The following is a 12,584-nucleotide window of genomic DNA, read 5'->3' as shown; positions in this document are numbered from 1 at the left end:
TGATCTCGGACAGACTCTTACAGCTTCGATCTCACGGGCGATGAGACAAACAATATCGGGTCTACTGTAAACTTGGTCGGTCCATGGGCAAACAAGCTCGGCCTCGGCATCACGGGGAACGCCAACCGAGAACGGCAGAACGAGCGGCTATTCACCCTGACCGATACGTTAGGGGATCTCCTGATGAATTTGAACGCAAAGCAATTCGGCGAGCCCTATTGCGGAAAGGCGCAGATCGTCGCAGAGAACTATGTCTACCCTGTCGCAGGACGGATCGGTGTCGGCGAGTCTCTGAAGACCTTCCTTGAATTGAACATCTTTGCGAACATTGCAGCGACCGACGGATCGAAATCGAATAATGCCGCGCTGGCCGCCCCGACCTTCACGGACAAGCTTACCTTCACGACCACCGTCGACCTTACGGGCACCCCCCAGGTGACCTTCACGCCCGTGGGGAGCGGCTTCCAGGTCGGCGATGCGTCGCTGACAGGTCTCGTTAGGCGTACGGATACGCACAAAGTGTACGTGGCATTGGCATTGGAACCACCCGGTGCCGTGAGTTCGACAGCGCTTCACAGCTATCTGTTTCCTTCAGCCCAGGCCCGCGCCGCGGGAGGCGGCGGCCCTCGAAGGCCTACAACTCTGGTCGGATCAGCCGTGACGGCGCGCGTGCGCACCGTCGCCGAGAACATTGCGGTTAGCGCTTTGGACCAGATCAAGAATCGGGAAGTCCAATTCATTCTGTCTCGGTAGTGGGAGGAAGTCATGGCAAGGACGAGCATTTCCGTCAAAGCAGCTGCGTTTAATCAAGGTCGTTTTCCGACAATCGCTTTCGTCAACAAGGCGACGACACCACTTGGTGTGAACCTCGACAAGTTGGTCACCGCGCTGCAGAAGCAATTGGACGAGCACTTCGTGCCGATTTGGGGATATCCGGCCAAACTGTATGTCACGGGTAAGCCAAAGGGCGATGAGTGGCAGATCGTTTTCCTTGAAGATGCGGACGCCGCCAACGCGCTCGGCTATCATGACATCACCAAGGACGGTCAGCCGATATCCAAGGTCTTCGTCAAAACGACACTTGCTGCCGGTGAGAAAATCAGCACTACCGCATCACACGAGTTATTGGAGATGATGATCGATCCCGGAGCGCAGCTTTGGGCGCAAAATGTCGACGGCAAACTTTATGCCTATGAGATGTGCGATGCCGTCGAGAGCGAGGAATACGAGATCGACGGTATCGCCGTCAGCGACTTTGTGCATCCTTCATTTTTCGAATCGTGGCACTTGCCCCGAGCGGTGCAATTCGATCATCTCAAAAAGGTGACAAAGCCGTTCGATACCCTGCCGAACGGCTACCAGATCGTGAATGACGGAAAATCCGTGCACGAAGTCTTCGGTTCCGAAACCAAGAAGCAAGACTTCCAGCGAGAAATTCGTGCACAGCACCGCAGCGAATACCGGAAGCAGTTGATGGAAGCGAACGAGGTCGCGCAACAACAGCCGCCCGATCTGGCTCATGCCGCAGTCCTCTTCCACGCTGGCCAGTTTCTTACGGCTCTTGCCCTAACAAAGAAGAGGCCGCCAGAACCGCTGCCGCCCTTTACGACGCCGTGGGATACGGATCCGCCATCCAACCCTTGGCGCTTTCGCTAGCCTTGGCCCCTTAGGCGGCGGCCCGTGAGGGGCCGCTCGCTAAGCGGCTTGCCAGCGCGGCCAAGCCCCGCGACCGCGCTCGCACAGGCCCTCGACCGCCTCGACAATGACCCGCTTGTTTGGTTACCCAAGCCCAGACGCAAGCCTACGTGATTGATTGAAGCCGGGCTAAGGAAATTTTACCCAACGCTTCTTACGATGTTGTTGGGCGGCACGAGCGACGGCTTCGATGACGAGACCCGTGTTCAGCGGAAAAGGGCGAACGGCAGATTTCGAACGTGTTGTCACTGACACGGAATAGGTTCGCCCGCCGCGGTCTGGCGCGCAGATTTGTGCGAAGGGACTTAAGGCTGCCCGAGGGATGGAGATTGATCTGTACTCCGCGTGACACTGCCAAAACGAACCATTCGGAAAACACTTCAAGATCGCTCGCGAACCTATCCTTCTCCTGACCGATCAAGAGTGCGTCGCAACAGCCATCTCTAAAAACATCATTCTCGATCGAATAGCCGTTGGTGAAAAGCAGGTTAAGGCTGTTCGACCGAAGACCCGCAGACCCTGATCTGTCGGAGGCAGGGCGGACGAGCGCCCAACGGTTAGTCGCTTACATCCCGCAGACCTTCGGCACGCCGGCAATTCTCATCGCCTCGGATGCGTCAGAACATAGTCGCAGGCAGATCGAGACGTTGCAGCCCTTGGCGGCTGAATGTCGTCTTGCGATAGACACATCATTTGCGGACCAGGACTACGCAGCCCTTGCACACGCTGTACGGAAAGTTGGGCGATACAAGCGCTGTCCATCGTTTGCTGGCACCACGGCAACGTTCCGTCCCTTGCGCATGCGGACGGCGAGTATCCCGATCCCTGGAATCGTTCCGTGTTCAACCTGATCGCTGATGTGATGATCGAGAATGGCGCGCCATCAGCCCAGCAGATAGAAGAACCCTTTTGAACTCATCGACTTTTGGACTACGGACTGATCCGGGCAAACCTGCGGGAGCCCGCAATCGTCGATTGATCGGGTCGTTGGGCGCGTGGCTCGTTTGATGGAATCTATGGACTCATCGGTTGCCAACTTCTTTAATCGTCATTCTCGAAGCTCAACATCGATCCAACGTACTGAAAGCAAATCACAACGCCTAATTGAAAGCTTATGGAGGTCCCTATGGCGGTTTCTGGTTGTTCCATAGTCCTGAAAGACGGAGAACTGATGGGTTCGAGCCGGCTTGATCTGAAGACCACGATGGAATCGGTCCGCAATGCGGGGGGTAACCCCACTATTGCAATACACTTTCACGGTGGGCTTGTGGGGCAGAGCGACGCGGAGGGTGCCGCATCTAAACTGGCCCCGGAATACGCCTCCACCGGCTCCGTTCCGATCTTTGTCATTTGGCAAACCGGTCTATTCGAAACACTGCAAAACAACTGGAAGGAGATCTTCAAGACGGAATTCTTTGAAGGAATACTGGAGCGGGTGTTGCAGTTTCTGGTCGGCAGAGCCGAACAGCCGCCTGGTGCCAGGGGAGCGCCGCTTGATGTCCCTCACCCGAAGGAGGTCCGGAAGGAGGTAGCTAAGCGCAAGACGGGGGAGGAGCCGTACCAAGGGTTGAACCCGGAGCCGGCCAAAATGGCGCCTGACTTGACGGTCGCCGAGGACCAGCAGTTCAAGGAGGCGATCCTGAAGGATGCTTCGCTGGCGGCGTCCGCGCACGCGATTCTGAAGAACGCAGACGTGCGGCAGTTCGAGCCTGAACTTCAGGATGCAATTCGAGATAGTGAGAAGGAAATGGCTGCCGGCGGGAGAGGCCTCATTACTGCCTTTGTGCTCGGCGTGGCGGTCAAAGCCTTCATGGGAGCACTGCGCCGACTCAACAGAGGCCGCGGCCATGGGCTGTATGTCACGGCTGTAGAGGAGGTCGCGAAGGCGATCTTCGCCGCAGATGTGTTCGGACGCTTCGCCTGGAATGCCATGAAGCAGGACACAAAGGATGCATTCCAGGACGGAGACGAGCGTTTCGGCGGGACCGCGCTTTTGTACGAGCTTGAGCAGATCTGGGCGCATGGCTTACGCCCTCGTATCGTACTTGTCGGGCACAGTGCCGGAGCCATATTCGTGTGCGAAATGCTCAAGGCCGCGGCGAAGCGGCTGCCCGCAGATATCAAGTTCGAAATCATACTATTGGCCCCCGCCTGCACGTTTACCCTCTTCGACAGCATGCTGACCTTGGCGCCCGATCGCATCGCGGCGTTCCGATGTTTTGGCATGTCGGACGAGTTTGAACAAAAAGATGCGATGTTGGGCAACCTGTATCCGCGTTCCTTGCTGTATCTGGTCTCCGGCGCTTTGGAAGAAGCCGCCGACGAACCGCTCCTGGGCATGCAGCGCTTCCATTCGCGGAAATCCCCCTTCTCAGATGATGAAATTCCAGGCATCAAACGGGTGATCGAGACGATCGGCTCACGCGAGCATACTTGGATATGGTCGATGTCCTCTATCGGGGCGGGGTTCGATTGCGGTGCCGCATCCCACGGGGGATTCGATTTCGAACCGAATACATTGAGTAGCGTGAAACACATTTTGCAGAACGGGACATAGGATGGAGCGAGACTGGGCGATCATCGTTGGGGTTAAGGACTATTTGGATCCCAGCCTGAACACGCTTGAGGGGCCGGTCAGCGATGCCCAGAGCTTTTACAACTGGTTGATCCGGCCGGAAGGGGGCGATATCCCTGATCCAAACCAGCCGAACGCCCAAGATCCCGCTCGTATCAAGTTCGCGAAATCATCCGGACGCCCGACCTCTCCCTCGCGAGCTAAGCCAACAGCGGAAGACGTCTATTCAGCCGGCGAAGACATAGTCGACTGGCTTGAAACCCATGGCGAAACAGGCCGACGTCTATATATCTACACGTCTGGCCATGGGTGCACGCCGATCAGCGCCGAGCAAGCCGAAAGCGTTGCTCTGCTGATGGCCAACGCGAAGACGACGGGCACCATGCTGAACTTTCCGGCGACCGCATGCGCGAGATACATGCGGCGCCGCGGATTCTTCGAAGAAGTCGTGTTGCTGATGGACTGCTGCCGCTCGCGAGCTTCAAACGCTCTTCCCTTTCCGTATTACAGCATCATGGGCGACACAACGAAGGGTGGGACCCTGGTCGAAGCCTACGGCACCAGCTGGGACAGCCAAGCTCATGAATTTGCCTATCCACCCAACCACGACAAACATGGAGCATTCACGCGGGCCCTCATCGCCTGTCTCGATAGCGGCAGGCTCACGGCACATCAGCTGAAAGAGTCAGTAAACTTTCTTGTCGAAAAGGACCTGCGCGCTCGGGGGCTTTCGGAAAAGGCTGTGCGCGACCGCCGCCCAGACATTCGCGTCGACCCCGGAGATCAACTTAACGAGATATTGTTCTCGGAGAAAGCGGGCGCGGCGCGAACAGAGATCAAGATCGTCCGCGAGGCGGACATGCCCGCCCCGGAAATCCTTAAGGTGGCGCAATATCCATATGCCCTCGTGCAAAAGGACCCTGGAGATGCAGCCGATCCCTGGCACTGGTTGCTTGAACCGGGCAAATACGAGCTCAGGATCGGTAATCGATCGAAAAAGTTCGATGTCTACGCCGCTTCGCCCGAGGAGTTGCAGCTATGAGCGAACGCGTGCAGCTCAGTGTTCGTGCCGGAAATCCCGCCGTACACATAGAGGTGATTGACGGCTATCTAAACCTCGCCGCCCGGGGATATGGCCGCGTTGAGGCCGAGCTTTCACCTGGCGACTATACCGTGCGATACCTCGCCGCCGATGCGCAGGAGGAAAAAAATATCCAGCTTCGACCGGGATCTCCGGTCGCCCTGAGCGAACCACCTTCTCTTGTTTTTGCCTCGCCGGCACCCCTCGAGTCGACGTGGACCTCTCATAAATACCACCAACAGCATGCCTACGAGCTGAGCACCCAAGTACCATGGATGGGGGCTGGTACAGGTTCGGAGTTACTTCTGTTGGTCCGCGACGTTCCCATCATCGACCCGCGTGGCACGCGAGGCCACCTCGTTGAAAATATCGCGAAGGGACTGAGTCTGCACAGGCTGGACAGCTCGACGGTGCTGGACCTGGAAACGTTAATGCCGACTGTCGCGGGCGACGAGCGCGCTGCCTCCGCAGGATGCCGGATCGCACTCCTGCCGGGATTCTATATTTTGCGTCTTCAGCTGCCATTCTCTGAAACGGTAGAGACGATCGTACAGGCCCTCCCTGGTCGCCAAACGAGAATCTTCCTTCTCCGCAAATTCGAGCCAGCCGAAAGCTGGGACAACCCGTTAGTGTTTCCCGATCTGGAAGGGGCGGTCCAACTGAGTGCTCCGATCGGGAATGCCTTTGTGCCCGAGCGGACTGTTGGACAGCCCATTGATCCTTTTGAGGCGGGTACGGATCTTGGTGTGGCTGAGCTGGCGCGACATGCACTGGCGGACGGACGGCGAGGTATCAGCAGGGCTGACTTGCAGAGCCTGCTTGTAGGGAAGTGGGAAGATCCGACCCTCGGCATGTTCGCCCTCCATTTGCTGCTTCGGGAGGAGAAGCCGGATCTCGATCTTGCGGCGACCGTGGTCGAGAACCTACGAGGCATGCTCAGCGGGCTTGCGCATCCCGACGTCGAAGCCCTCGCTCTTGAGACAGCGTTCCGCTTGGGCAGGGCGCACCAGGGCCCGCCCATCATCGTTCCGCCTATACTAAGGGCAAGCTGGCACATGCTGGTCCGCGGCAGCGCGCGCGACGCCGCTGTCTTGCCTTCAAAGTCCTTGAACGGGCGCATCGGAATGCGGCTATGGGGAGCAGGCGCCTGGCTTATCTGGCGAGCTCCAGAAGAGGACAATAGGCCAGCTCCCCGAAGGCGGTCCGACCCTGATCTCGGCGAACAGCTGCGCCAATCCCTGGATCTTTCCGGAAGCTTGGATTCGCTACGTGCTTCCGGAACGGGCGCTCAAAGAATTGAAGCGTTGCAGCTCGTCTTAGGCGAGCTCGGTCTTGGACCGGACCTGCTCCCCGGTATCCTGCCGACGCTCGCATCGGCGGTTGCAGGTCGCGTCGAGAGCTGGCTCGGACCGCGATGGGCCAACGTGTTCCGTGGCTTGCCCGCCCCCGCCCGTGAGTTCGACCGGAATGACGTAAAGGCACTCCTGCAGAAGCTCATGCCCGCACTCCGAGCGCTTATTGACCGCATTGGTTTTGAGGAGCTTTCCGAGCGTTTGAACACCGAGCAGATCGAGGCCGTCCTCCTTGGCTACCTGGACTTTCTGAGCCGCGAGACCGCGAAGGGGCGGACCCACTCCAGCCAGGATCCGCTTAGCGTCCAAGCGATAGTCGAGAGCATTGGCATACCTGCCAGCCAAATCGAAGCCGGCCTTAAGACTCTGGTGTTGAAGTTGCTGACGCTCGCGAGCGACGCAGTCGCGGCTCGAGCAACAGCGCAAGAGTCCCAGCAAAGTTCAGCCAGGACGTTGCGAGCCGCTGAGCCTGCGCCTGTTTTCAATACGCGGAATATCGTCTTTGCTGATGATGCACGCGCCTGGATCGCACGCGGTGTCGACATCCTCGCCGATGCGGTCAAGGTTACACTTGGCCCGAAAGGCCGGAACGTCATCCTTGAGCGCTCGTTCGGCGCCCCCGTAATCACGAAGGATGGCGTAACTGTCGCCAAGGAAATCGAAATCGGAAACAAATTCCAGGATATGGGCGCGCGCATGGTGCGCGAGGCGGCATCCAAGACGGCGGACGTCGCGGGTGACGGCACAACGACAGCAGTCGTACTTGCGCAAGCCATCATGCAGGAGGGATTGCGGGCTCTCGCCGCGGGTATGAACCCGATTGACCTCAAACGCGGCATCGACCTCGCGGTGGATGCGGTCGTTGCCGAGATCGCGAAGAACGCTAAGAAGATCACCTCGAATGAAGAGATCGCTCAAGTCGGTACCATCTCAGCCAACGGCGATACAGAAATCGGCAAGTTCTTAGCGCATGCCATGAAGAAGGTCGGCAACCACGGCGTTATCACCATCGAGGAAACCCAATCGCTTGCGACCGAGCTCAACGTCGTGGAGGGCATGAATTTCGATCGCGGCTACATCTCGCCCTACTTCATCACCAACGCGGAGAAGGCGCGTTCCGATCTGGATAATCCATATATCCTGACCGTCGAGAAGAAGCTGTCCTCGGTGAGCGAGTTGCTCCCGCTGCTCGAGGCCGTGGTGAAGACAGGCAAGCCGCTGCTGATCCTCAGCGAGGACGTTGAACCTGAAACTCTAGCCACGCTAGTGGTCAATCATCTTCGCGGAGGACTCAAGGTCTGCGCCGTCAAGGCTCCGGGTTTCGGTGATCGCCGCAAGGCCATGCTCCAGGACATCGCGACCCTGACCGGCGCTCAGGTGATCTCAGAGGACCTCGGCATCAAGCTCGAGAACGTTACGCTCAGCATGCTTGGTCGCGCCCAGAGGGTGATGATCGAGAGAGAGAATACCACGATCATTAACGGCGCCGGAAAGAAGGCCGACATCGAAGCGCGCGTCTCCTTGATTAGGGCGGAGATCGAGAACACAACGTCCGACTATGATCGGGAGAAGCTGCAGGAGCGCCTTGCCAAACTTGCGGGCGGCGTCGCGGTCATTCGCGTGGGCGGCGCGACCGAGATCGAGGTCAAGGAGCGGAAGGAACGAGTTCAGGACGCCATACGAGCCACCCGTGCCGCTGTCGAAGAAGGCGTCCTGCCCGGCGGCGGTGTCGCTCTGCTGCGCGCCTCCGAGAAGCTCAAGGGCATTCGTACCAAGAACGACGACCAGAAAGCGGGCGTCGAGATCGTGCGCAAGGCCCTGTCCGCGCCTGCCCGCCAGATCGCGATGAACGCCGGTGAGGACGGTTCGGTGATCGTCAGCAAGATCCTCGAGAAGGATCAGTATGCGTACGGCTTCGACTCGCAGGCTGGCGAGTACGTCAACCTGGTCAGCAAGGGCATTATCGATCCGGCGAAGGTCGTTCGTTGCGCGCTGCAGGATGCGGCCTCCGTATCCGGCCTCTTGCTCACCACCGAAGCGGTAGTCACCCGGTCAACCCCGCAGGAGCCCACGACACCGACGGCAACAAGTGGCGGTAAGATGGAATTCTGATTGAGCCATCACATGAATGCAATGAGCGAGTTCTGGGTAGTGTCTCAGTTTGAAATTGAGGGCTATCTAGAGCCTGACCGGCGAAGCCGGATGCGCCATGCACAACGGAAATGCATCGTTCTCTCCACTTGCAAACAAGATTTGAAAACAACCATGCCGCGTGTCATGATGAGGAATGACTGTACGATACGATATTCGATCCGAGATGAATGGCTGGACGGTCTACGACATCCGCACTGGTTCTGCTGCGCTGATCAATGACGTCGTCCAAAATGGCCTTCCCCTGGAAGACGCCGACGACCTGGCCGATCTGTTGAATCACCTACAATCAGAGCAAGCCTACGTCAGCAGTCACTAAGGGTTTCGCGGGCGCCGCGATTTTCGCTCTGGTCGCCACCCTTTGGTGTGGCGGAGGATAAACGTGTATCGACGGGAGCTTCCACGGGTCTTCGAACTTCGCGACTTGGTCCAGTATTCATCATCGCGAGACGCGTATTTCCAGAATTTTGAGAAATTGCTGTCGGAGATCCCTCAAAAACTGAAGCAGTTCCCGCGACATCGAGCAGGACTTGCGATGTCGACGAAGGCCTTGGCCATGCCGTGAAGGCCGAGCGCGTTGAGCTGATCAGCGGTCAAGCCGCCAATCGGGGCGATTGGCGATGGTGGGGGCATATTATCTGCACCCTCCGACGGTGACACCTGCTGACTCTAGTAGGTTTGTTGTTCCCACGCATGAGCTAGTGACTAGGTCGTTTTGACAGACACGCCTCGCGCACCAACAGTGCAAGGCCCTGCACAGGAGAACCCCTATGTCGTCGACCGCACTGCGCAGCACCTCTCTTGCGTTGATCCTTTTTGCCTGCGGGATCATGGGGAGCGTGCGGGCAGACAATCCGCCGCCGCGCGCCAATGCCACAACGCCAGCCGGCCAGAACGCCGGCCCCGGCGAACGCGCCGGCCAAGCGCCGAGTACGCCGTCGGCGGCCGAGCAGCATCGCCTGCCGCCGGACTCCAGCACCAGGCAAACGCTTGATCTCCCTGGGCGGACGCTCTCTTTCATCGCGACGGCCGGCTCCATCCGCCTGTTCGACAAGAAGGGCGAGCCGGACGCCGACATCGTCTATACCTCCTATCAGCTTGACGGCACCGATCGCGGCACGCGCCCGGTAACGTTCTTCTTCAACGGAGGACCGGGCTCATCATCGGCCTGGCTGCAGCTCGGCAATGCCGGACCGTGGCGGCTGCCGATCAATGCAGACGAGGTCACGCCATCCACTTTTCCGGAGGTGAGGCCAAACGCGGAGACTTGGCTCGATTTTACCGATTTGGTGTTTATCGACCCTGTAGGCACAGGCTATAGCCGTTTCGTGGGGACCGGCGATGATGTGCGCAAGCGGCTCTTTTCCGTTGACGGCGACGTCGACGCGCTCGCGCTGGTGGTCCGCCGCTGGCTCGAACAGCATGACCGGCTGTTGTCGCCGAAATACATCGTGGGTGAAAGCTATGGGGGCATTCGCGGGCCAAAGGTTGTGCACCAGTTGCAGATGCAGCAGGGCATAGGCGTCAAGGGCCTGATAATGGTCTCGCCAATCTTCGACTACGCCCGCACTGGCCTGCTGCAATACATCGCAACACTGCCGAGCTATGTCGCGACCCTGCGTGAAGCCGAGGGTCCGGTAAAGCGAGCCGATCTCGCCGACGTGGAAGCTTATGCACGCGGAGAGTTTCTGACCGACCTCATCAAAGGTCAGGCGGACAAGGAAGCGACCACGCGTCTGGCCGACAAGGTCGCGGCGCTGACCGGCATCGATCAGGCGGTGAGTCGCAGGCTCGCGGGCCGCTTCGACCCCGACGCGTTTGGCCGTGAGTTCGATCGTAAGAAAGGCAAGTCAATCGGCAATTATGACGCCTCAGTGCGTGGCCTCGATCCGTTTCCAGACTTGGATTTCTATCCTTCCGGCGATCCGTCGAGCGACACGCTGCTCGCACCTCTGACCAGCGCCACTGTCGATCTCCTTACGCGCAAGCTAAACTGGCGGCCGGACGGCTCCTATGAGCTAGTCAACCACGCGGTCGGGCAGGCTTGGGATTACGGCCGCGGGCCTCCGGAGTCGCTGTCGGAGCTGCGCCAGATTCTCGCAACGGACCCGAAAATGAAATTGCTAGTCGGGCACGGCCTGTTTGACCTCGTCACGCCTTATTTCGGATCCCAGATCGTGCTCGACCAATTGCCGCCATTTGCCTCGGCACCGCGCGTCAAATTCGTAGTCTATCCAGGCGGCCACATGTTCTATTCACGAGATGGCTCGCGCCACTCGTTTCGTGCAGAGGCCGAAGCGATGATGAAGTAACCCGCACCGCGAACTAGGTCACAAGCATGCTCGTGTTCGCACGAGCATAGTTATAGATGAAGCTGCTCATGGCGCCGGCTTCGACGTGTAAGTTCATGGTTCCCCCGGTAGCCTACTCCTTGTCGCTTGTGCCGCATCATTGTTGCCGACTCGGGTGAGGTTTGCCTTTCCCGACTCTGCGGGCGCTTGAAAACGGCTTCTTGAGTGTTCCTATCTGCCCTTGCATTGCGTCAATCTTGTTGGCGTACAACCATCAAATTTCTACTGTCGTGGTAAATCTCCTCAGAGAGCAGTTCTGCACAACTGGCATCTTAGGAGCGTCAATGGGAAGCACCTCTGAGTGTCGTTCACAGCTAGTCGTAACTGTACACGGAATACCGAGAGGTTCGCGTTGCGCGAGGCAGCCTTACCCTTACGCGGTATTCCGCCGATAGTTCTGGCTACGCCAGCGCCGATCACGCACCGTACCGCCGAGGAAAATTTGGGGCTCGGTTACCTGACGAGTATTCTCAGAAGCAAGGGGGCGAATGTCCAAATCATCGACGGTTGGCTGGGCGGTCTGACGAGTGACGAGATCGCAGATTCGATAGCCCGGCTGCCGGTCCCGCTGTGGATCGGATTTTCCTGCTACCGATCCAATATGGCTCGGGCAATCGAAGTCATGCAGCTGCTTCGTCAGCGTGGTCTACAAACCCCGACGATCGCCGGCGGCTACGGGCCGACCTTTCACCCGGATGAGTTCCTGAACGCTGGGTTCGACGTCGTGGTCCTCGGCGAGGCCGAAGAAACTGTCTGCGAGTTGAGCGAGCACTTCGCATTCGGTAAACTGGACCTCTCCGACATTTCAGGTATCAGCTACAAACACGACGGCAAGATCGTTCGTAACGGGCGCAGGCCAGCGGTCGCGAACCTTGACGCCATACCTTTTCCTAGCCGCGACACGATCCGCGCCTCACTTGAGCGGCGGAGCGCTGTGCACGTGCTTTCGTCACGCGGCTGCGCGGCCCACTGCACGTTCTGCTCGATCGTTGCCTTTGCGAAGGTATCGGATGGTTCGCATTGGAGGCAGCGTTCGATCGAAAACTTCGTCGACGAGCTGGAGCAGGTTAGCCGCCTCGGGGCGACGTGTTTCAAAGTCATCGACGACAGCCTTATTGAGCCGCCTCGAGACGAGCTGTGGTGCCGTGAACTTGCCGACGATATTCAATCGCGAGGCCTGCGCGTGCGCTTGCGAGGTTCGATCAGAGCGGATCGCGTGACCGACGAGGCAATTAGGCAGCTCAAGCGAGCGGGCTTCTTCGCGTTTTCGTGCGGTATTGAGAATTATTCGGAATCCGCATTGAAGAGGATGGCGAAGAGTGCAAGCGTTGATCAAAACCTGCAAGCCCTTGATGTCTTGCGCGTTTCGCGGGATCGTG

7 protein-coding genes and 1 pseudogene are annotated in these 12,584 nt (G+C 58.5%); all 8 read left to right on the top strand.

Annotated elements, in window-relative coordinates; translation table 11 throughout:
- Nucleotides 1-30: 30 nt before the first annotated feature.
- Nucleotides 31-753, top strand: a pseudogene (locus FXB38_RS39870) (hypothetical protein); the annotation flags it as partial.
- 12 nt (nucleotides 754-765) lie between these two features.
- Nucleotides 766-1,656 (top strand): P-loop NTPase family protein, encoded by an 891-nt coding sequence (locus FXB38_RS39865; protein ID WP_187435480.1) that lies wholly within the window; start codon nucleotides 766-768, stop codon nucleotides 1,654-1,656.
- A 1,165-nt stretch (nucleotides 1,657-2,821) separates the two neighbouring features.
- Nucleotides 2,822-4,252, top strand: coding sequence for a hypothetical protein (locus tag FXB38_RS39860; RefSeq protein ID WP_148756361.1), 1,431 nt, complete (start codon nucleotides 2,822-2,824; stop codon nucleotides 4,250-4,252).
- Nucleotide 4,253: 1 nt separating this feature from the next.
- Nucleotides 4,254-5,312 carry a caspase family protein gene (locus FXB38_RS39855; protein WP_148756360.1) on the top strand — a complete coding sequence of 353 codons (1,059 nt, stop codon included), beginning with the start codon at nucleotides 4,254-4,256 and terminating at the stop codon, nucleotides 5,310-5,312.
- Nucleotides 5,313-7,198: 1,886 nt separating this feature from the next.
- Nucleotides 7,199-8,815 (top strand): chaperonin GroEL, encoded by a 1,617-nt coding sequence (gene groL / locus FXB38_RS39850; protein WP_148756363.1) that lies wholly within the window; start codon nucleotides 7,199-7,201, stop codon nucleotides 8,813-8,815.
- 205 nt (nucleotides 8,816-9,020) lie between these two features.
- The gene (locus FXB38_RS39845; RefSeq protein WP_246230573.1) at nucleotides 9,021-9,173 is read left to right on the top strand and encodes a hypothetical protein; all 153 of its coding nucleotides are present in this window, start codon (nucleotides 9,021-9,023) and stop codon (nucleotides 9,171-9,173) included.
- A gap of 451 nt (nucleotides 9,174-9,624) precedes the next feature.
- Complete coding sequence (locus tag FXB38_RS39840; RefSeq protein ID WP_148756358.1) at nucleotides 9,625-11,166, top strand: S10 family peptidase; 1,542 nt, start codon at nucleotides 9,625-9,627, stop codon at nucleotides 11,164-11,166.
- Between the two features lie 391 nt (nucleotides 11,167-11,557).
- On the top strand, nucleotides 11,558-12,584 hold a 1,027-nt coding region (locus FXB38_RS39835), incomplete at its 3' end, for a B12-binding domain-containing radical SAM protein (RefSeq protein ID WP_187435479.1).

The sequence above is a fragment of the Bradyrhizobium cytisi genome, from assembly GCF_008123515.1.
Taxonomy (GTDB): Bacteria; Pseudomonadota; Alphaproteobacteria; order Rhizobiales; family Xanthobacteraceae; genus Bradyrhizobium; species Bradyrhizobium cytisi.
The sequence above is the reverse complement of the archived record's forward strand: the minus strand, read 5'-3'. Positions and strand labels throughout refer to the sequence as shown.

Excerpts from the sequence above, each read along its gene's own strand:
- FXB38_RS39865 (WP_187435480.1), top strand. The coding sequence starts at position 766 with ATGGCAAGGACGAGCATTTCCGTCAAAGCAGCTGCGTTTAATCAAGGT.
- FXB38_RS39860 (WP_148756361.1), top strand. The coding sequence starts at position 2,822 with ATGGCGGTTTCTGGTTGTTCCATAGTCCTGAAAGACGGAGAACTGATG.
- FXB38_RS39855 (WP_148756360.1), top strand. The coding sequence starts at position 4,254 with ATGGAGCGAGACTGGGCGATCATCGTTGGGGTTAAGGACTATTTGGAT.
- FXB38_RS39845 (WP_246230573.1), top strand. The coding sequence starts at position 9,021 with ATGAATGGCTGGACGGTCTACGACATCCGCACTGGTTCTGCTGCGCTG.
- FXB38_RS39840 (WP_148756358.1), top strand. The coding sequence starts at position 9,625 with ATGTCGTCGACCGCACTGCGCAGCACCTCTCTTGCGTTGATCCTTTTT.